Source organism: Spirulina sp. CCY15215, assembly GCF_016888125.1.
GTDB lineage: Bacteria > Cyanobacteriota > Cyanobacteriia > Cyanobacteriales > Spirulinaceae > CCY15215.
In genome coordinates this window covers 1-22,112 of the sequence record NZ_JACSWA010000303.1, presented here as the reverse complement: position 1 = coordinate 22,112, position 22,112 = coordinate 1, and the positions used below count along the sequence as shown (strand labels likewise).

Genomic DNA, 22,112 nt, shown 5'->3' with positions numbered 1-22,112 from the left:
GTTGTTTAGTTAGATACAGTAATTGTCCTGTTAAAAGTGCAATACAAAAGCACCCTAATTAAACAACTCCAAGGCGATAACGAGACTAATATAAAGCAGTCCTATAAGAATGGGGTTTCTACCCATTTTTCTGATGAAAACCAATTCAACTGTAGCCCTGACGATCGCCTTGCTTTCCCTGATGTCCCTTGCCGGAACTGCCAGTGCTTTTTTAGGGTACTCCCTCGGTCGCGAAGCCTTAAAGGGGGTAACGCAACCCGATATTAGTCCCACAAAAAAACTGTCGAATAATAACCCCGAATCAACCGATAAAGAATTAAAAATTTTACTAACGGAAGCAGAACTGCTCAAGCAAGCCGAAGATATTATTAACGGCAAAGTCATCCCCGAACCCATTGCAGAGTCTGAAAACCCTGAAAACCCTGAAAACAAGGACGAAGAAGGGGCAATTTCTTCAGAACAGGGAGAAGAAGAGACTTCTGCTGAAAAATCCTCAGATTTATCCGATTTAGGAGAAATTCTGCCCATTAAAGACAGCGATCGCGGGGTGACATTGGCGATCGTGGAAGGAAAACAAGAAGGAAGTTCTTTGGTTTTAAAAGTCGATCTTAAAAATGAGAGTGAAGATTCCGTGCGCTTTCTCTATAGTTTCCTCGATGTCAGAGACGACCAAGGACGAGCCTTGAGCGCCATTACCGATGGTTTGCCAGGAGAATTACCCGCCAATGGGAAAAACTTCTCGGGAACGATTAAAATTCCCACCGCTTTGTTAGAAGATGCGAAAGAATTATCCTTAACCCTAACGGATTACCCCGATCGCGGCTTAGAATTGAATTTAGCTAAAATTCCGGTTAAGCGTTAAGGAGCAATCGGGAATTAATCATTGGAAATAACAGTGGAGGAAGCGGCGGGCATTCTGAGACAAGATCTCTGGCTGAAGTTATTATCAGTCCTGTTGTTGATTGTCATAAATGCTTTTTTTGTAACAGCAGAGTTTTCTATGGTAGCGGTGCGGCGATCGCGCATCAACCAACTGGTGGAAGAGGGAGATGTTCCCGCGAGGACGGTACAGGCACTACAGCGACAGATTGAGCGTTTACTCTCCACCACGCAAATCGGCATTACTCTCTCAAGTTTGGCCTTGGGCTGGATCGGTGAAAGCAATGCTTCACTCATCGTTCGGGGAATCTTACTTCACTTACCCCTACCAGAAGAGACGACTTTAACGATCGCCCATTCCTTCTCGGTTCCCCTCGCCTTTTTTGGGGTGGCCTACTTACAAATTGTCTTAGGGGAATTATGTCCAAAATCCCTAGCCCTGCTTTATTCCGAGCGTTTAGCACGCTTATTGGGTCCGCCGAGTTGGGCGATCGCCCGCATTTTTAACCCTTTTATTTTGACCCTCAATCATTCGACGCGATTATTATTGCGCCTGGTGGGGGTTCAGTATTTGGGTCAAGGTTGGTACACCCGCGTTACCCCAGAGGAATTGCAATTAATTATTACCACGGAACGAGAATCGACGGGTTTAGAAGCAGAAGAACGAGAATTACTAAAAAATGTTTTCGAGTTTGGCGAAGTTTTGGCGCGAGAGGTGATGATTCCCCGTACCAGTTTAATGTCCTTAAACCGTGCAGCAACTTTTGCTGAACTGGTCGATTTAGTAGCAGAGACCGGGCATTCTCGCTATCCCATCACCGGAGAATCTTTAGATGATATTGTCGGAATTATTGATTTTAAGACCCTTTCCGTCCCTCTCGCAGAAGATCGATTAGAGAAGGATACCCCCATCGCCCCTTGGGTTAAACCCGCCCGCTTCATCCCAGAAACAACCTTTCTGGGGGACCTTTTACCCTTGATGCAGCGATCGCATTTGGCGATGGCGATCGTGGTAGACGAGTTTGGCGGGACGGCGGGACTGATTACTTTAAAAGATTTAATCGCCGAAATTATCGGGGAAGAACCGGAAAATTTAGGTGAGGAAGAACCGGATTATCAAATCCTTAATGATCGCACGTTTTTAGTACAAGCACAGATGGATTTGGAGGAAGTCAATGAGGAATTGGGCTTTAATTTTCCCTTGAACCAGGAATACAATACTTTAAGTGGGTTTCTGCTCTACCATTTCCAAAAAATTCCCATCCAAGGGGAAATGCTCACTTATGAAAATCTGGATTTAACAATTATTTCGGCGGAAGGTCCTCGCCTAAACCAAATTCAAATTTATTGTCACGAGGATATTAACCCACCTGTATTGGAGGAAAACTCCAAGGATAACGCCTATTGGGAAAATGCAGCGATCGGGTTTGAGGAAGAGGAGAAATAATTGGTTTCGATGGTTACACATTCTGTAACTTGAACCTTATTAACCGTCGCGCCAAACATAATCAAAGATAAATTCAAAATCAAGGATTTACAGCTATGAAACCGCAAATTTTCGGTGCGATCGCCTATATTGCCCTCGCCTTTACGGGATGCGCTTCAGCCCCAGAAATGAGCAAAATGGAAGCCCCTGCTGGGATGGAACAAAATATAGCCCAAGATGCTACAGAGTCAGCCAAAGAAGTCGCCGCAGTCCCAGAAGAAGCAGTTCCCAGAGTAGCCCCTCAGTTGGTTAAAACCGCAGAAATCGATTTAGAAGTGGAATCCATTGACGCGATCGTGACAGCAATTACCGATACAGTTAAGCGCAACCAAGGGGATGTCCTCGAGTTGCAAAATAATAAACCCAGCAATGTCCGCGATCGCCATCGGGCTTTTCTGCGCTTGCGGGTACCTCAACAGAGCTTAGATCGAGTCCTAGCTGAGATTAGCAAGTTAGGCATTCCTCAACGACAAACTTTAAGTGCGGAAGATGTGAGCAATCAACTGGTGGATCTCGATGCGCGGTTGCGAAATCTGCGAAAACAGGAAGAGTCCCTACTGAAAATTATGGATCGTTCTGGTTCTGTGGGGGATGTCCTCAAAGTCGCGCAAGAATTGGGGAATATCAGGGCGCAAATTGAGCAAATTGATGCACAACAGAAAAACCTGCGCGATCGCGTCTCTTTTTCAACTATTCTTGTGAACTTGGAAACCGCAACCACCACCATTCCGCGATCGCAGCCCTTGGGGGGTCAACTGGGGGAAACCTGGGATAATGCGGTGTATGGGGTGAGTTCTTTGACCACGGGTTTACTGAAATTAACCCTCTGGCTACTAGCCTTTAGTCCTTATTGGCTGGCGATCGGGGTGGCTTTTTGGTTAATTCGTAAATACGCTAAAAAAATGATGGCTAATTCCCGCGATCGCCACAAATAAGACAAAGTTACATTAACAAACTGGCGCAAAACGCGAGGGTGATCGCTAAAATGAAATGGTCAATGAACTAACCATTAATTTTGCAAAAATCCTTATCAACGATTACAAACCAGTACGCATACGCCTGTGAAAGATAAAAGACAACGCCGAGATCTACCTCAAATCAACGAAAGAATTCGCTACCCCAACATTCGGCTGATCGATACCGACGGCGGCCAGCTTGGGATTGTCACCTCAGAAGAAGGGCGGCGACTTGCTGAAGAAAAAGAACTCGACCTCGTTCTCGTTAGCGACAAATCCGATCCCCCTGTCTGTCGGATCATGGATTATGGCAAATACAAGTTCGAGCAAGAAAAAAGAGCCAAAGAAGCTCGAAAAAAACAACACACGGCTGATGTGAAAGAAGTGAAGATGCGCTACAAAATCGAAGAACACGATTATCAAGTGCGCGTCAACAATGCCCAACGCTTCCTCAAGTCAGGGGATAAGGTCAAAGCTACCATCACCTTTAAAGGGCGAGAAATCCAACACTCAAATTTAGCAAAAGAATTACTCAATCGTATGGCCGAGGATCTCAAAGACTTTGGAGAACTACAACAAGCCCCCAAACAAGAAGGGCGTAATATGATAATGTTCATTTCTCCCAAGAAATAAGAATTGGGGCTGGAGAATTGGGGATAGGGAATTGGCGATCGCCCCTAAACCCCAAACTCCAACCCCTATAATCCAACCCTCGACTATGAAACAGTTAAAGAGTAGTAAAGAGCGGGACGACTGGACTAAAAAACTGCTCAATGTGGTTAACCTCCGCCCAGAAGAAGGCGAGAGAACCCTATTGATGCTAATTGCTTATACCATTACCTCAGTCGGATTATTGTGGCTGGAACAAAGCACGATCGCCCTGTTTTTGGAACACTTTGGGGCGGAAGGTTTACCGATCATCTATATCGCCAGCGCCCTGATGGGGTCGGGTTTAGGAATCCTCTACTCTTGGCTACAAAATAATTTTCCCCTCAAGCGGGTCTTTCTGGTGGTCGCCCTCTTAATGGCGATCCCTCTGATTTTCTTCCGTATTGGCTTAGAAATAGGCAGTGTTGACGGTTTTGTTGTCCTCGCTACGGTTTTTGTTCTTCGGTTGTGGCTGGATGCCGAAGAAATTCTCAATGATCTTAACTCCCAAGTCGCCGCCAACCAACTTTTTAATATTCGGGAAATTAAACGCACCTATCCTATTATCTCTAGTGGTCTCTTAATTGGAGATGTGGTATCGGGTTTCTCTTTACCTGTTTTACTTTTCCTGATCGGTTTAAAAAATGTTATTATTCTGGCTTCCTTCGTACTCTTATTAGGGGGTTTTACCTTTCTTTATCTGGCTAATCGCTACAAGCAAGCCTTTCCCGATACCCCTGTGCGAGAATTGGATGAGTTAGAATCTACCTACACCTCCAAACGCATGAGCGGCACGATTCGCCGTTATATTATCCCTCTTTTTGCTTTCTTTATTTTGGGAGAATTACTCTTTCTTTTGGTGGAATTCCAATACCTCGGAGAACTGGAACGAGTTTATCCCGATACAGAGGCGATCGCCGGATTTTTAGGGTTATTTTCTGGGATTTTGGGCATCTGCGAACTGGCGACCCAATGGTTTGTTTCTAGCCGTGCTGTGGAACGTTTAGGGGTCTTTGTGGCGGCAATGTTTTTGCCCGTTTCCCTCTCGGTTTTGGGCTTTTGTACGATTCTTTTTAATATTACAAATGTTGGCGGTTTAAATATTAATAGCGCTCAAATTCTCTTTTTTGGTATTATTATTATTCGGTTTTTCGATGAACTATTGCGCTATACCCTCATTGCGGGCATCGAACCCTTTCTTTTTCAACCCCTACCGGCGGAAATTCGCGGTTCCATTCAAACCCAAGTCCAAGGGATCGCCGAACCTCTAACCACGGGACTGACGGGACTGGGCATTATTTCTATTGTTTGGATTCTCGGACATTTATTGGGGGATTGGGATGAGGAAATGGCGCGACAGGTCCAGGGCGGGGTCTTTGTTGTCGCGATCGTAATTTTCTCGGTGGTCTGGGCTTTAAGTGCGCTACTGTTACGACAAAGTTATATTACTTTACTGGTACAGTCGGCGGAACAAGGGCGCTTGGGTTTTGGTAGTGTCGATCTCAAAGCCTTTAAACGCGCTATTGTTGAGTCTTTAGATGGAAAAACGACGGATAGTGATAAGCGATCGTGCATTCAACTCCTCGAACGCATAGATTTACCTAATGCTGGAGAAATTCTGGCACCGCGTCTTGCTAAACTCTCTTCGGCATTACAGCGCCAGTGTATGGAGGCGATGCTGGAATATCCCCAAGCAACCTATTTGAAGGACGTGCAGCGCTTGATTCAAACTCGTCCGGAGTTGGAGGTATTGGCTTTATCTCTGCGCTATATTTGGCTCTCTCAGCCCCAGTTAGATACTCATACCCTTAAACCTTATTTGAATCAACGGGTCGATCCGATGGTGCGGGGGACAGCGACGGGATTAATTTTAAGTCGGGGATCTGAGGAAGATCGCCAAAGCGCGATCGCCACTTTGGAAAAAATGCTCACTTCAGAACGAGAAAGAGAGCGCATTATTGGGGTACAGGCGTTACAAGTCACCGATCGCGATGCCAATTTAACCCAGTCTTATCTACCGCAATTATTACAAGATGACTCGGCACGGGTACGCTGTACTTTATTAGCAACAATTGCCAAGAAACGCCTAGAAAACTATTATCCTTCGTTGTTAAAGGGTTTATATTACCGCTCTACAAGAGATGCCGCAAAACAATCCTTGATTACTTTGGGGGATGAAGCTCTGCCCATGTTAACGATCTTGGCAGAAGATGTCCGTAAAGCGGATTATATTCGCCTTCAGGCTTGGAGTGCCATGTCGGAAATTGGCAGCGAGATCGCCCTAAAAACCCTCGTACAACAATTGTTAACCAGTTGGGGAACCAGTCGGCGCAATTTGTTGCGGATTATTTTGAAAATTCCAGGCGATCGCGGTATTGAAATGGTGTTGGATCAGTTAGGGCGATCGGGGGTAGAAGAGTTAATCCAACAAGAATTATTACTATTAGGACAAATGTTCGCCGCCGAGATGGATTTACCTGCTGAGGTGGTGTCGGGACGAGAAGCGGATTTATTGCGGAGTGCGATCGTGGGGCTACAGTCGGATATCACCGATCGCTGTTTCTTGATTATGAAGTTGCTCTATCCTTTTAGTTCGATGCAAGCGGCAATTTTGAATTTGGATTCCGACTCAGAAGTGAGCGTAGCGTTAGGGTTAGAGATTCTCGATAATACGGTAGATTTACCCCAAAAACAAATCCTCCTGCGGGTGTTGGAAAATCGTCCTACGGCGGATCGTCTGTCAGATATGGAAGAGATGATACCTTATGAAGCAATGACCCCGAGCGATCGCACTCGTCGTCTTCTCGATCTGCGTCATTTTCTCTCGGATTGGACTTTGGCTTGTTGTTTCCATTTAGCGAGGGAACAGCGTTGGGGTGTGACGCGAGAGGCGGCTTTAGTAGGGTTGCGCCATCCTAGTAGTTTTGTGAGAGAAGCAGTTTTGACTTATTTAAAAGTTGCCAGTCCGAAAACTTGTTACGAATTACTGCCCATTTTACAGGACGATCCCGATCCTTTAGTTGCGGCACAAGTGGATAGTTTGAAAAATGAATTTACTCAACGTCAGGTGAAGGGAAAATCTTTGCCAGTTAAAACTCAAACTTAGGTGAAATTTGAATCGATGTGACTGTCAGTCTGTAGACTCATGGTCACAAATTCGATTATATACGTTGAACATGGAAGAACGCATCTTGATTCAATTCGGCAAATGTTTACAAAGTCAAAGAGTTGCTCGTGGCTTATCTCAAGAGCAACTTGCTGAGTTGCTTGATGTCGATCGAACTTATATTAGCTTTAAAGTTCAAAGGACGAACACTTAAAATATCATTAGGATTATAGTTAGTAATAAAAACTTCGCGACCTTTATATCTACTACTTTTATATCCATCTTTTCTTTGTTTCTTGTTTTTTTGGTCGTCAGTGCGACTAATTGTATAATTCCATTCATTATCTTGCATAGAAACACACCAATCATACATAGAACGTATTTCGTCAGAATTATCATAAGTTATCAGAAATCTAAGACGATGAGTATTATCTTTTAAAGTTTTACATAATCTAAAATGATCGTCTATTGAAAAGCTACAAGTATAAAATTTATCTTGGTCAGCATTAAAATAAGGCGGATCGATAAAGAGAAAATAGTCATTCGGTAATAAATTAATTAAATCTTCAAAATCCATACAATACAAATTAATATGTTGAAGGCGATCTGAAGTCGTTCTTAAATGATGAGGCCAATTTTCAGGACGCATAGAATATTTATCACCGTATCCCCAATAACAATTTCGCTGATTCATAATTCCTGAATATGATGTACGGTTGAGGTAAAACCAACGAGCAGCACGTTCCAAATTATTTTTAGGTTTAAAACTATTCTTGTAAAATGTATGATTATTTTTACTTGCAGGAATTCCCTGAAGAAAATCGATTATTGCTTCTACATTATCCCTGATTTGAATATAGCAATTTATTAGGTCTGCATCTTTGTCATTGAGAATAACTTCACAAACATTTGGTTTAGCAAAAAATATTGATGCACCACCTGCAAAAGGTTCACAATATTTGTCATGTTGGGGAATACAATTCAAGATAAGTTTACGAGCATAAAACTTCCCACCAGGATAACGAAAAGGAGAATGAGTTAATTTTCTAGGCAGCTTAGACATAAAATATTTTACGAGTTCAATCTTTATTCAAATTAACGTATAACAGATATTTAACCCCACTGTACTGAGACAAATTTCAGAGATTCCTGATTTTATTGGCTTACTTTTTGTAACCAATCTGCAATACCGTCGGCGATCGCCCTCACTAATTTTTCCTGTTCCTGGGGACTCACGATCCACTCAAATTCTGTCGGGTTAATCATAAAGCCCAATTCGAGTAAAATCGCGGGTGCTGCATGAGGACGAGTCAAGGCCAAATTGTTCCAAAACACCCCATAGGAGGGACGCTCCAAATTCTCAACTAAATAATTATGGAGAAATACCGCTAAATCCTGTGCTTGAGGATGATACCAAAACATCCCGACTCCCGCCGTATTTACCGCATCGCCACTATCGGGTAAAGCATTGTAATGGACAGAAAAAGCTAAATCTGGCTTGAGGTTGGCGATCGCATCCATCCGTTCTCGCAATCCTAACTCAACATCGCTTTCCCTGGTCATATAAACCGTGGCTCCCCGTCCTTCCAACTCCGCTTTTAAGCGTTGGGAAACCTGCAAATTTACTGCCTTTTCTGGATAACCATTGGGTCCTCGCGCTCCCAATTCTGTGCCACCATGACCGGGATCGAGGAGAATTCGCATTCCCTGCAAAGATTCTCCCGATCGCCCAGAAACCTTGGGAGGATGGCGCAAGGTCAAAATCAAACTCGTCCCCTCATATCGCAAGGCAAAACCCCACTGCTGCTGGGTTTTAAGGACAAATTGATACTCTAGTTGGGTCGGTGTAATTTGTTGCCAGTCCAAGCGCTTAATTAAGGGATCGTCATCGATCCAAATCGTATCGGTTTGAGCAATAGTATTATAAAGAGTGAGAGTAAAAATTCCATCTTCTTGTTTAACAGAGACAGGAACGGGAATTTCGAGAGGAAATACAATCTCTGTTTCTCCTTGTCCTTGGTGAGAACTAATACTGCGAATATTGGACTGAGGAGGGATAGACCCTGGAATGAGGCGCGTTTCGCTTTCTTTAATCCATGCACCATAATCCAAACGCAGCCATTCTCCCTCGCGTCCAATAATACTGGCTCGCGTTCCTCGGGGAAGCGGTGTTAAGCGAGAATAATCGGTACCGGGTCCCGTGCGAGCAACTCCCTCTGAAGCTGTCACCTCGATGACATCTAATTCGCGGGGGGAAAGGACTGCGATCGCGCCAGTTCCTGGTTGAGTATGGGTGGCACCGTTGAGGCTCACTTGAAACTCGGGAATGCCGAAATTACCGGGGCGATCGCTCGTGACGCAGCCTTGATATCGCGTTGCTGTGGTCGATCGGGGTTGATTTTGGGAGGTGAGGACGGCAGAATTAGGTGGGAGTTGGGCGATCGGCATTTGAGGGGTTAGAGGTAATTCCAGATCGCCAACTTTAACGATAACGCGAGCATTAGGAGGGGCGATCGCGCTAAAACAGATCGGCTCTTCCGGTAATCTGGCGATGTCTCGTGCGGGAGTTAGGGAATCTTTAGCAAAATTGGCCCCCGTCGGGATGACTGGGCGATCGCTCTGTCGTGTCACCCGCACTCGAATCTCTTCCCCAACCGAACGCACTACAAAATCGTTGTCTCCTAAGCGCAAGGGAAAACTGGGGGCAAAATGCCCGGCTGGACTGCGCTGAATCTCTTTTCCATTAATAGACACCTTTTCCTGGGGGGAGGCTGTACCAATGAAAAAGATTTGTTCTGCTGTCGTCTGGTGTTCCTTGGGGGGATAGGCTAAGAATAGCGATTCTGCCTGAGCAGGGGAAATCATCGCACTCATTCCGACCATTGCGATCGCCCCTCCCAGTCCATAACCTAAATTTTTTGCGCTTCCCATATTTTGCTTTTTTCCCGCTCATCTCTCCCTAAATTACTCCTTTTCTGAGTCCAATGCAATTGGATGATCTTAAAATTGAACATCTCTACAGCAGAAAAAATAAAGCTATCCTTTAATTTTCAGGTAGCAAGGGTAGAGTTATTGTAAATGTAGTTCCCTCGTTGAGTTTACTTTGTACATCGATCGCGCCCTGATAAAGCGCTACGGCTCTTTTGACAATGGCTAAACCTAAACCCGTTCCTTTGATTTCACCGACATTTTTAGCACGATGAAAAGATTCAAATAAATGGGGAATATCTTCGGCAGGAATGCCCAGACCGCGATCTTCAATTTGGAAGATAACTTCACAATTTTCGAGGCTAACATTCAAGGTAACTGGGGTATTTTGAGGAGAGTATTTAGTAGCATTTGATAACAAGTTTGTCAAGATATAACGTAATAAATTTTCATCGGCAATAATATTGCGATCGACACTTTCTCCATTTCTAAAAATGATACTATGTTGATTTTCGTCGATCGCCTCAATTTCAGCCAATAACTCCAAACAAAAATTTTTTAAATTGAGTGGAGCAAGAGAAAGTTCGATTTTTCCAGCTTCTGCTCTACCCAGAATGAGAATATCATTTAAAAGTCGCAAAATGCGATCGCTGGCACGTAATAAGCGATCGAGTTGTTGTTGTTTTTGTTCTTCAGAGAGTTTGTGACTGTAATGTTTTTGCAACTTGGCTGAAGCCATAATGACCGTGAGGGGAGTGCGAAATTCATGGGAGGCGATCGAGATAAAATTCGATTTTAGTTCGCTTAACTCTTTCTCTTTTTCTAAAGCATGGCGAATATCATTTTCAGCTTGTTTGCGATCGCTAATATCTCGACCTACGGCTTGAATTTCAATTAACTCTCCTTGTTCGTTAAAAAAACCGCGATCGATCCATTGTTGAATTCGGCTTGTTCCATTGGGCAAAAAAGTACAAATTTCGCAGGTATAAACGGGACGATCCGGACGCAAAAGCGAATATTGTTGGTTTAATTTTTCCAAATCTTCTGGGAGAATATCCGGCAACCATTTGCGATCGATAATATCTTGCCGAGATTGCTGGAAATAGCGACAATAGGCATCATTAACAAAAATCAGAGTTCCATCGACGCGATAGCGACAAATGAGTTCGGTTTGATCTTGTACGATCGCCCGATAACGTTCTTCACTTTTCCGTAATTCTGCCTCAGTTTGCTTGCGATCGTCGATGATGATAATCGAACCCACACACTCAATCGGGTTTCCTTCGTCATCTCGTATTAATTTTACCTCATCTCGCAACCAGCGATAATTTCCATCTTGATGTAGAAAGCGATATTCATGAATATGATGTCCCAATGAGAATAAAAGCTCTATATTAGTTGCAATATAAGAACTATCTTCTGGATGAAGGCGATCTAACCAAAAATTAGGATCGTGTAACCAGTCTCGGGCAGAATAGCCCAAAATATCCTTAACATTTTCGCTAATAAATGTTGTTAGAAAATTCTTGTTGTCGGTACTACAACTATAAATAATTGCCGGACTCGAAGCAATCAAATATTCAAATCGTGCTTGAATGGCTTGTAATTGCACTTCTGCACTTTTGCGATCGCTAATATCCTGTCCGATCGCAATAGTGGCTCCATCGGAAAGCTCCACACTAGCCCAAGATATATCGAGATCGACCCCATCCCGTACTCGCGTTTTAAAGTCTTGCCATTTCCGGTTTTCTGTACCGATCCAAGCGCGAAATTGCTGATAAACCTCGGCATCTGGGTAACATTCCACTAGAATATCGCGATCGCCCAATTCCTTTAAAGACCAGCCTATAACCTGTTCCCAAGCTCGGTTAACCCACTGCGGCTGACCTTCGCGATCGAACAAAATCAATATTACAGGAATGGAGTCGAAAATGGCTTGTAAAAATTCTTTTTGTTGTTTGAGTTCCTCTCTAGTGTTCCCTTCTTGAATAACAACGGTAGCTTCTAAATTTTCATTGAACTGGTGCAGTTGCTCTTCACTACGAAGCAAAGGCATTTCTGCAAAAAGGCGATCGCCGCAAGAGGGGTGATGAGCCTCCATTGCTTGCCAAATCTGCTCTCGGGTAATTGTTCCGGTTATGATTCCCTCATTGTCGATTAAGGGAAGTACAGGTAAACGATGTTGGCGAAAAAGGGAGAGGAGTCCTTGAAAACTGGCGATTTCTGAGACTTGATAGGCGATCGCCTCTCCCATAGCCTCACTAATAGGTCGCTCGAACCAATCCCGATGCTTTGCCATAAAAGAGACGGCCTCTTTTTCTGTTAATACTCCCACCAAGGAGGAATTTTTATCTCCTAATGCAGTGACTAAAAGATAATGGTCAAGCCTAGTTTCCTCCGAATGTAAAGCGGCGATCGCCTGAGCCAGTAAAGTCTGAGGAGGAACAATCGGTGGATAGCGATCGATCGCTTGGTTGAAAACATCGAGAAAACTGACTGACATGGCAAATTTTTTTCAGGATGCGAAATTTGCATCCTAGTAAAATTGTTGATAATATCGCCAGTAGATCCTAATTAACGAGACTGATTGGCTTTAGTATCGCGAACAGCCGCCCAAAAGAGCAGACCCGTCAAAGGAATACTTGCTGCAAGGATAATCGCAGTAATTGTAGTGCCATAGGTAGGGTGTCCGTAAGAGAGTTCAAAAATTGAACCGACCCCGGCGATCGCGCAGATGCAGCAGGCACCTAACAATATTCCGCTTTTTGGTGTTATTCCCATATCAGTTATCAATTATCAATTATCAATTATCAATTATCAATTATCAGTTCACGGGTTTAACAGCATTGACTGAAAAACGGTTCTTTTTCAGTTCCTCTGCCAAGACTAGATTATTTTGGACTCGATCCACAAATAAGACTCCCGTGAGATGATCCATCTCGTGTTGAATGACTCGGGCGAGGAGTCCATCGGCTTTGAGCTTCTGAGGTCTGCCATTTTCATCCTTAAAGGTCACTTCGATCGCCTTGGGACGGGTGACATCTAAATAGACTCCAGGGATGCTCAAACAGCCTTCTTCTGCATCGCATAATGCTTTACTAGCACTGATAATCTTAGGGTTAATTAACACCAAAGGTTCATTAGACTCGTCTTTGGGTTCGCAGTCAATGACGATTAACTGTTTATTGACGGCAACTTGAGGGGCAGCCAAACCAATACCATCGGCACTATACATGGTTTGTAACATTTCCCGAATCAGTTGGCGGACGCTATCATCGACCTTAGCAATGCGTTTGGCAGGTTGACGCAGAACGCGATCGCCGAGATGGTGAATCTCTAGGGGCGGATTTTTTAACTTTTTCTTGGCAACGGCGACGGCAGAGGACATAAGCAATTCAAGATTCAAAGTTCAAACTAGGGGAATTGGTTGCACCCCATCGGATTAGACAAATATTCTGTCTTGTTTAATCTTAACAGTTCTTTATGAATCTGCGAGGTTGACTTCTAAGAGTCCAGGGGGTGGGATAATTTCTATGCGCCCTGCTTTGATATCTACAACGGGGACAATCTCCGCAACAAAGGGAATGAAAATGCTTGGGGCAGTTTTTGGCGATCGCGTTTTCTTCTTTTTCCTCGATCTTGTTGCTACTTCTGACACGGCTTCGGAGGTTAGGTCTAAGGGGGTTTCTAATGGATCATTTTCTAGCACGGTTTCGGGTTGTGTATTTAAGGTCACTTCCAATAGGTCATTTCCTGCCGTATAAATCTCCGTAACTCGACCGATCGCCTCTCCGGTTGACTGAATGATAACTTCTAAACCCACCAGATCGGCAACGTGATATTCATCGGCTTTTAAGGAAGGGCGATCGCTGGCATCGACGAGGAATTTTGCACCTCGTAAGGCTTCTGCTTGATGAATATCTTCAATGCCTGCCAGTTTGATGATATAGAGTTTTTTCCCCGGTATCGATCGCCCCGATAATAATTCAAATTGTTGGGGATGAGAAGTATTAGGCAATTGCAACCATCTCACTCCTGGTTGTAAAAATCGTTCGGGAAAATCAGATTCAGGATAAACCCGCAATTCTCCTTTTAAGCCTTGTGCGGCAACAATTTTGCCCACGTCTAATAATTTCATTTATTGTTAGTTGTTGATGACTGTTTTAATGTTTGTAAGAAAAACTCTTCTAAGGAAGGTCGAGCCAAATTCATGCCGATTAAATGAGCATCCATCGCCTTTAATTGGCTGAGAAATTCTTGGGGATCTCCCTCAAGTTCGCCGTGCCAACCCGATCGCCCAAAGTCAAGTTCTTTTAAATAAGATTGTAGGTCTTCTGCATTGCCTCCTTGACCCGTAACCCGATAGCGATCGCCGCTACCTAATAATTCATCTAGGGAGCCAGTGCAAAGCAGTTCTCCACGATCTAAAATGGCAATGCGATCGCAAATTTGCTCAACATCTGCCAAAATATGGGAATTAAAAAAGATGGTTTTGCCATGTTTTTTTAAGGAGAGAATAATCTCGCGAATGCGATAGCGTCCAGTGGGATCGAGGCCGGACATGGGTTCATCGAGAAAGAGAATATCGGGGTTATTTACTAAGGCTTGAGCCATGCCTACCCGTTGTAACATTCCTTTAGAATACTGGCGCATGGGCTTCTTTTTCGCGGTATAAGTATCCAATTCTACCCAGTCCAATAATTCAGGAAGACGCTGTTTTTGTACTTTTTGGGAAATGCCAAATAAGTCTGCGGCATACTGCAAGAACTCCCAAGCCGTGAGATAGTCGTACAAATAGGGATTTTCCGGCAGATAGCCAATATGTTGTCTTGTAGCGCGATCGCCGATAGGATTGCCCAATAGGGTTGCCCGTCCCGAGGTTCGGCGCACGAATCCCAGTAAGATTTTTAAGAGGGTGGTTTTTCCCGCACCATTGGGACCGAGTAAGCCAAAGGTTTCCCCCTCGTACACCGTCAGGGTAATACTTTTCAGGGATTCAATCAGGCGATCGAACCAAAAGCCTGTCCGATAGACTTTCTTTAATTCCCAGATTTGTACGACAGGAATGCGTTTCTCTTGTGTCTCGGCACCAGAATCACTGGTTTTCTCTTGAGTATCTCTCATTTCCAAGGGGCGATCGGGAACTACGTCCATAAGACTACAGATGCAATGCTATTTCTATCTCGTCAATTATTTTAACCGTTTTGCAAGGCGATCGAAGTTTGACAAGCTGTCTTTTGACAAGATACTTAAGATTCTCGACGATCTCAAAGATAGCTTGACTGTACGACTAAAGAGGAGACCACCGTGAAAAAATTGAAAAAAATTCTGTTAACTGCATTACTATTGGTTTTTACTGCAACCACTTTCTTTTTCTCCCAACCTGCTTTTGCGGGAGATGCTGCTAAGGGAGCCAGCCTTTTTTCTGCCAATTGCAATGCTTGTCATTTGGGGGGAAAAAATGTCATTAATCCCAGCAAAACGCTCTCTAAGACTGATTTAGAGAAAAATGGATACGATCTGGCAGCCATTATTGCTCAAGTTACCAATGGGAAACCTCCCATGCCTGGTTTTAAAGGTCGTCTGAGCGATGAACAAATTGAAGATATTGCCACTTATGTTTTAGAAAAAGCTGAAAAAGGTTGGTAAGCCTCAATCTTCTTGATTGTTTTAGGGATGTTAAATTCATAAGTTTAATATCCCTAAGCTGTTCAGCATCTAAACGACATTATCAAGAATCCCAAAAACCTTGGAGTGCGACCATCTTGGTCGCTAGAGATCCGTTGTTTAAATGCGTTTTAGCTTATCTGATTTAGGGCGATCGCATTACCTTAAATAATGAAATCCCTCTCCCCCTACAACAAAGCAGATTTGCTATTACCAATCATCCATCAGGGGAAGTTCTTCAAATTTTGCTTCTTGTTTTTCGGGAATTAGACGAGGTAATACTAAATCCGGTAACTGTTCCTTGGGAATTGATAAACCATAAGCGATAGAAAAACGGTGAAAATTTGAGTCATTTAATCCACTCATATCTAAATCGTTTGGTGTGGCTAGTCCTCTTGTATATTTTATGTATTCTGGAATACTTTTTTTGCTTTGTTGAAAAGCAGAATGTGTTCCCATTATCGTGTCTTCATAGTATTGAATATCTTTCCCACCTCCTCCGATCAAAATCCGTAAAAATGATTGAGATTTTAAGACATCAGGTTTTTTGGTTCGACAAGCCATTGTTGCAAAACCTGTCAATTGACTAATCGTCTGTTGCCCTAATATATAGGACAATACGAGCGGTAACTTACCATTTTTGGATTTTTCTTCGATAGTTTCCTTCGTTATTTTAAATTTGTTAGCAATGAACTCAGATTTATTGCCTGTTACATGGGGTAACTTAACTAAAGGGAGACAGTATTTTTCAATATCTTGTAAAATTGATTCGTTATTATTTTCTAATTCCCGTACAACTGTATCAAAAGTAACAGGAGACCTTTTGGCAACTCGTTGAGCTAAAGCACTAACTCCAATGGGAAACACTGATGCAAAAAGACAATTTTGAGGATCATTTCTTGTGGTATCCTTGATTTCTAAAGCAGCAACATCTATAGTTCCGCTACCAATATCAAAATATACCAACAGACCTCCTTCAATTCTTTGAGAGGAAGCATAAACGGCAGCACGAACTTCCGGAATGGATTGAATATTAGAAAATTCTTCTGTTTGCGATCGCAGTTCAGTCAGATGTTTTTGTACCTCTAATAATGTCATGGGAGAAGGTATTATTTCACTCAGTTTCCATGCTAAAGACAATACTTTTTCAAAACGAATAGCCACTTTTGAATCTTGGTACTGTACGGGAATGCCAACATTAATACTACGGATCTCATTTTTTCCCGATTTCTCGATCTCGCTAACTCGCTTGATAACACACGCTAGATAATAAATTGCTAGATTTTCGATATTTACCTGAGTATTTAGGTTAATATTCTCATATTTCGGCAAAGGTTCAAAAATCTTAAATCTTTCCTTTTGTTCTTCTTGAGAAAGGTCTATATTGGCAAGCCTCATTTTAATAAAGTCAATATTAATCGCATTTTTTTCGCTTTGTTGATTCCACTCAGATTCAGTTAGAGCAGCAATTAATTTACCGTCTTTTTGAATTGAAATTTTAGTTAGGAGAAGTGCGGTATCAAGAGTATTTTTCTTGGAATTTCCAAAGCCAACCAAGCGGGATTTTCTCTGGGCAATATTTCTTACACAAACTTTTGTGAAGCTCGTTCCAAAGTCAATCCCTAGATTTAATGTTGCCATAATTTAATCCTCCTCTGTTGTAAATTTAATCAAACTTAGAGCTTTGCACTCATGGGAATTTTGTGAGATAAAATCAAAGGTTTTATCTCGATTATCTAGATTATCTAGATAATCTTCAAACTCTGTTTTTATACTATCATCGTAAGTTCCTTTGAAAGCAATATCTTTAACAATATCATCTCCAATATTAAACGATGTACTATCGGGACTCTCATTAGGGTTTAAGCAATCCTCCAAGCAATTCATATTGTACTGTAAATTACCTGAAACGTCAATAATTTTGCCAATATAATATGTTTTTTTGAATCTTGAATCTTTAGGTCTGGGAACCTTTAGCAGGGAAAGACGGTGAAAAAATTGTTTATCCTTTTCTGAATCTTTCTCATACTCGTACTCGATCCATTTCACTAAAGGATGAGTAATATCGATAAGTTCATAATTCTGATTGTTTAGTATATTTGTAGGTGCTAAGTGGGGATCGAAATAACACTCCACTTCTTTTGTATGAAGAAATGTTGTTGTTGATAACTTTTCTTTTGAATCTTTGAATTCTTTAAAGGATTCTTGCAAGTTCTTTTTGAGCTCAATTTTATATCGTTTCCCCTGATTTTCGTCTACAGGTTCAATAAAATCTTTTCCCTGGTTTCGCTTCAAAAAATCGAATACAAACTCTTTCATATATTCCGCAGGAAACCCCTTATTTTTTGTGTTGTTGATTTCTTTTTTTATGTCTTTGGCTGGAGTATCTAAAACAATGGTTTCGCGAGAATTTTTACTGATCAGATCTTCCATCTTTTTTATCCCTTTTGTAGGAGATTTTCCCTCAGAATCCAGAATAGCAAGATCGAAAAAGCAAAAATCCTTACTGAATTGAGATGCTTTTAATATTTTTTCAAACTCTTGTTTATTTTTGCTGTTTTTGCCGTCTCTACTTATTGAATCAATATTCATTATAAATGAAAAATATTGTGGTGACTGTGATTTTGCAAATTTATCTAACTCTGAATTGAAGTCTTCATCTATTTTTTCAAATTCTTTACAATTTCTAGGGAATATTGTCTTTATTAGTTTGCTCCAGTCGCCAAGTTTTGCTTTTTTGCACAGAACAAGAACACGACGAGCTTCCTTGAAATCATAGAGTTTGTCCGAAGGATATTTCTTAAATTGCTCAAATAGAAAAATTCTTTTAAAATCTTCTGCATTACCATAGCTACTTTTCTCAAATAAGTCTAACAAAGATTCATTAGGGTCATATTTTTCTAAATCGGAAGAATAATAGCTTATACCGTTATCAATTCCAAAATTGACTGTACATATATTATCCTGTTGTGTTGGACTTTCTCTAATCTCTATAATCTTTCCACGCATACCGGGATTTTCTTTTAAACGAACGAGATCATCTTTTTTAAATTCATTATCTGCTTGATTTTGTTGATTCATTGATGATAATTGAAAAACAGTAATGAATAATTCCTAGAAATAGACCTATAGAGACGTTGCAAACAACGTTCCTACATTATTCAAGGCGATAATTAGTAGTTAGCAGACCACTAGCGGGACACTTCTTAGCTACCTAAATTCCGGTGCATCTCAAAAATGTAAATCGATGTTAGCCTTGGATTCAAATCCAAGACTGAAAGCGAAAACCTGTTAAAACGGGTTAAGATAACTGTAATATTTTAGCCTGCTTTAGCTTTGAGCCAAGAATTAAAATTCTTGGGATTTTGCAAAATTGAGATGCACCCCCAAATTCTATTACAACCACTGATGAACATCAACGGCTAACTGTACGCCTAAATCTAGTAAAACGGGAACATTAACAATATCCCAAGGACAAGAAACGGTTTCCCCTTCTACCACAACACATTGAGGCAAAATATCGCCGTGCAAACAGCGAAAATAATATTCCTGCACCCGATCCAAGGATAAGTCCACTTGTAGGCGATCGCCCATCTGGATCGTGCGAGAAATGCGTTGGCTTTCTTCTGCGACTGTCTCTGGGTTAGCTTCCCCTAATAATGCCTGACAATCTCGCAAAATCAAGGCTTCTAAAAGCTGTTTGGCATTGGGGAGGGTCATACGACAGCGCATATTTTCTGCTTCGGTGACGATCGCCTCTAACTCGGTTAAATACATATCTTGGCGATCGCGATCTTTGGCTTCCTCAAATTGTTGCAAAACTTTTAAACAGCGACGAGAAAGGGCAATTTCTGCGGAGGCTTTCAACTCTTGCGGAACGGGTAATTCTTCCCGATAAAAGGCTTGCAGGAGGCTATAATTATCGCGATAAGCCTGGGTAAATAGGCGATCGAGGTTCTCTTTACTTGTATTGGCCACTTGTTGGACGATCCATTCCCGTTCTTCCGCAAACAAGGTCTCTAAATTAAAGACGCGATCGCCGAAAACTCGCGTCATCGCAAATAAAGTTTTGGCTACACTGGCCTCACTCAAAGCAGAAAACAATTTATCTTTGATTTGCGAGTAAGCTAAACGACCGATAAAGGGTTGAATGCAGCAATGGAAGTCCCAACCGCCAAAATGCAGCACCGCAACGATAAATTCTTGGCTTTCCCGCGTAATTTCTGAGACTAAACGCAACTGTCCCACGGCTAAGGTTAACGCCCCCATTTGCTGGCGGTGATAGTCGAGTTGGGTTGCTTCGTAACAGTAAACTCGATCCTCACTTTGGTAATGTTTGAATAAAGAGGTAATGGCATAATGTGCCGCAACTCGCTCAAAAGTGACGCGAGCGGATACCACCAATTCATCGTAAACCTTAGCACCATTGCCGAAGATTTCCACATTACTTGGGGCTTTTTGCAGGCGATCGCGGAATTCCGCCTCTAATTGTACTCCTGCAACATCCCCCGCCAATTCGATCGCCCGCGCCGCATAACGAAGAATTTGCACCCCTTCCGGTCGCGAAAGTTCGTCAAAAAACCAACCGCAACTGGTAAACATAAGTAAGGATTGGCGCTGCATCTCCAATAAGCGCAGTGCGTCTACTTGTTCGGCGGGTTCGAGGGTATGGCTTTGATGGCGGAAGAGGAAATTAATCGTATTTTCCGGGCTGCGATCGCGGATCGAGTGGATGTATCGATCCCTTGCTAACCAAGGATCGCTGAGGAATTTGCGCCCGTGGGTTTCATAAATTTCTCCGAGGCGATCGCGCAGCCAATTCAAAGTATCGCGCAAAGGTCGCCGCCATTTCTGATTCCATAACCCTCCTCCCCCGCAACCGCAATCATCTTGCCAGCGATCGACCCCGTGGGCGCAACTCCAAGCAGTAACAGCTTTTAACTCCACTTCCCATTCCGGTGCATTCTCGTCGAGGTAATGGGCAAAATTGGTCACAGTCCAGCCGCGACTGGGGAATTCTTGAATAAAAGAATAAGAAAGACATTTTTCCGTCCCCCCTTTGTGATGTCCGAAGGTTTCCCCATCCGTCGCCACGCAAATTAACTGGGAAGGACGGCGTACTGCTTGCCCTAACCGTCCCGCAAAATTTCCCGCACTGTTCAACACTTCATTAAATCCCATATCCCGAGAAATGGGACCATCATAGAAAAAGATATCAATGGAGCGATCGCCTTCCAAAATGCAACGATAGGGACGGGTAGGATCGATCTGAGAACCCCCGACTTCTAACCAGTCGGGATCGGGATTTTCGGCTGTGGAGAGAGGACGACAGCGTTTGGCTTGGGAAGGGGCGAGAATAATGAAGCGAATGCCCTCATCTACTAAAACTTTCAGGGTGGGATAGTCTACTGCTGTTTCTGCTAACCACATTCCCTCGGGATCGCGCCCGAAATGGGAACGAAAATCCGCTTTTCCCCAGCGAACTTGGGTGTATTTATCTCGTTCGTTGGCGAGGGGTAAAATAATGTGATTGTATGCTTGGGCGATCGCATTGCCATGACCGTTGAGGCGTTCTGTACTCTTGCGATCGGCTTCAATAATGCCTTGATAGACTTCGCGATCGTGGCGTTCCAACCATGACATTAAGGTGGGACCGACATTAAAACTCATATACTCGAAGTTATTGACAATGCCGACCACTTCTCCTTGGCCGTTGAGAATGCGGGAGAAAACATTGGGACGATAGCACTCATAGAGGATACGTTCGTTCCAGTCGTGACAAGGATAAGCGCTGGGCTGGCGTTCGATAACATCTAAATAGGGATTTTCCCTCGGGGGCTGATAAAAATGACCGTGGACTGTAACGCAAACCCCTGTAGCTGGGACGTGATGGGTTGAGGAAGTTTTGGGCTTGTCCGCGATCGCCTGCGTTGCAGTTATGTTTTGAGTCATATACTTATACTTCTCCCGAGGGAAACTGAGATAGATTAAAGCATTAAATCCTTAAAACTTTATAAAACTAGCCAGAATTTTAAAAGATTTAATCCTTACCCATTGAACCGTAGTTTTTAGGGAAATCAGAAATTTTGTTAAGGAACTTAACAGCAAAATGCGGGGATCGCATGGGGATCGCTCACGCTTAAATCAAGTTTTCTTAACTTTTGGTTATTTTTATCTTGAAAATCCCCAGCACTGCAACCTCAACTATCCTAAAAGCCTCTCAGAACAAGCAATCCACCGCTATCAACTATCAACTAGCAACTATTCACTAGCAACTATCAACTATCAACTATCCTAAAAGCCTCTCAGAATAAGCAATCCACCGCTATCAACTAGCAACTATCAACTATCAACTATCCTAAAAGCCTCTCAGAACAAGCAATCCACCGCTATCAACTATCAACTATCAACTATCAACTATCCTAAAAGCCTCTCAGAATAA

At 42.7% G+C, this 22,112-nt stretch carries 16 protein-coding genes and 1 pseudogene; 7 read left to right on the top strand and 10 right to left on the bottom strand.

Features of this window, described 5'->3' with window-relative positions; genetic code table 11:
- Window positions 1–133 precede the first annotated feature (133 nt).
- The 6 genes and pseudogenes from JUI58_RS04800 to JUI58_RS27610 form a co-directional block, all read left to right on the top strand.
- Window positions 134–862, top strand: coding sequence for a hypothetical protein (locus tag JUI58_RS04800; RefSeq protein ID WP_204102609.1), 729 nt, complete (start codon window positions 134–136; stop codon window positions 860–862).
- Window positions 863–883: 21 nt separating this feature from the next.
- Window positions 884–2,326, top strand: a complete 1,443-nt coding sequence (locus JUI58_RS04795) for a hemolysin family protein (RefSeq protein ID WP_239121279.1) — start codon at window positions 884–886, stop codon at window positions 2,324–2,326.
- Between the two features lie 95 nt (window positions 2,327–2,421).
- On the top strand, window positions 2,422–3,300 hold the full coding sequence (locus tag JUI58_RS04790; protein WP_204102608.1) for a DUF4349 domain-containing protein: 879 nt from the start codon (window positions 2,422–2,424) through the stop codon (window positions 3,298–3,300).
- 126 nt (window positions 3,301–3,426) lie between these two features.
- Window positions 3,427–3,954, top strand: coding sequence for a translation initiation factor IF-3 (infC, locus tag JUI58_RS04785; RefSeq protein ID WP_204102607.1), 528 nt, complete (start codon window positions 3,427–3,429; stop codon window positions 3,952–3,954).
- 85 nt (window positions 3,955–4,039) lie between these two features.
- A complete protein-coding gene (locus JUI58_RS04780) occupies window positions 4,040–7,075 on the top strand; it encodes an Npt1/Npt2 family nucleotide transporter (protein ID WP_204102606.1) in 3,036 nt (1,011 codons plus the stop codon).
- 70 nt (window positions 7,076–7,145) lie between these two features.
- Window positions 7,146–7,225, top strand: a pseudogene (locus tag JUI58_RS27610) (hypothetical protein); the annotation flags it as partial.
- On the opposite strand, the gene JUI58_RS04770 reads toward JUI58_RS27610, so the two are convergent.
- The 7 genes from JUI58_RS04770 to JUI58_RS04740 form a co-directional block, all read right to left on the bottom strand.
- Complete coding sequence (locus JUI58_RS04770; protein WP_204102604.1) at window positions 7,209–8,138, bottom strand: DNA adenine methylase; 930 nt, start codon at window positions 8,136–8,138, stop codon at window positions 7,209–7,211. The pseudogene JUI58_RS27610 and the gene JUI58_RS04770 overlap by 17 nt on opposite strands.
- 92 nt (window positions 8,139–8,230) lie before the next feature.
- Window positions 8,231–10,006 carry an N-acetylmuramoyl-L-alanine amidase gene (locus tag JUI58_RS04765; protein WP_204102603.1) on the bottom strand — a complete coding sequence of 592 codons (1,776 nt, stop codon included), beginning with the start codon at window positions 10,004–10,006 and terminating at the stop codon, window positions 8,231–8,233.
- Window positions 10,007–10,118: 112 nt separating this feature from the next.
- On the bottom strand, window positions 10,119–12,506 hold the full coding sequence (locus JUI58_RS04760; protein ID WP_204102602.1) for a PAS domain S-box protein: 2,388 nt from the start codon (window positions 12,504–12,506) through the stop codon (window positions 10,119–10,121).
- A 71-nt stretch (window positions 12,507–12,577) separates the two neighbouring features.
- The gene (locus JUI58_RS04755; RefSeq protein WP_204102601.1) at window positions 12,578–12,784 is read right to left on the bottom strand and encodes a hypothetical protein; all 207 of its coding nucleotides are present in this window, start codon (window positions 12,782–12,784) and stop codon (window positions 12,578–12,580) included.
- Window positions 12,785–12,827: 43 nt separating this feature from the next.
- Window positions 12,828–13,391 carry a peptide deformylase gene (def, locus tag JUI58_RS04750; RefSeq protein ID WP_204102600.1) on the bottom strand — a complete coding sequence of 188 codons (564 nt, stop codon included), beginning with the start codon at window positions 13,389–13,391 and terminating at the stop codon, window positions 12,828–12,830.
- Between the two features lie 93 nt (window positions 13,392–13,484).
- Complete coding sequence (gene rimM / locus JUI58_RS04745) at window positions 13,485–14,141, bottom strand: ribosome maturation factor RimM (protein WP_204102599.1); 657 nt, start codon at window positions 14,139–14,141, stop codon at window positions 13,485–13,487.
- Window positions 14,138–15,157 (bottom strand): ABC transporter ATP-binding protein, encoded by a 1,020-nt coding sequence (locus JUI58_RS04740; RefSeq protein WP_239121278.1) that lies wholly within the window; start codon window positions 15,155–15,157, stop codon window positions 14,138–14,140. Before JUI58_RS04740 ends, rimM begins: the two co-directional genes overlap by 4 nt.
- A gap of 162 nt (window positions 15,158–15,319) precedes the next feature.
- On the opposite strand from JUI58_RS04740, the gene petJ reads away from it, so the two are divergent.
- Window positions 15,320–15,652, top strand: a complete 333-nt coding sequence (gene petJ / locus JUI58_RS04735; RefSeq protein WP_239121280.1) for a cytochrome c6 PetJ — start codon at window positions 15,320–15,322, stop codon at window positions 15,650–15,652.
- A 228-nt stretch (window positions 15,653–15,880) separates the two neighbouring features.
- Here the strand turns inward: petJ and JUI58_RS04730 are convergent, their stop codons facing one another.
- The 3 genes from JUI58_RS04730 to JUI58_RS04720 all read right to left on the bottom strand — a co-directional run bounded on the left by JUI58_RS04730 (window position 15,881) and on the right by JUI58_RS04720 (window position 21,622).
- Window positions 15,881–17,311 carry a hypothetical protein gene (locus JUI58_RS04730; RefSeq protein WP_204102598.1) on the bottom strand — a complete coding sequence of 477 codons (1,431 nt, stop codon included), beginning with the start codon at window positions 17,309–17,311 and terminating at the stop codon, window positions 15,881–15,883.
- A gap of 3 nt (window positions 17,312–17,314) precedes the next feature.
- Entirely contained in the window at window positions 17,315–18,751 is a 1,437-nt protein-coding gene (locus JUI58_RS04725) for a hypothetical protein (RefSeq protein ID WP_204102597.1), read from the bottom strand.
- A gap of 315 nt (window positions 18,752–19,066) precedes the next feature.
- Entirely contained in the window at window positions 19,067–21,622 is a 2,556-nt protein-coding gene (locus tag JUI58_RS04720) for a DUF3536 domain-containing protein (protein ID WP_204102596.1), read from the bottom strand.
- Between the last annotated feature and the right edge of the window lie 490 nt (window positions 21,623–22,112).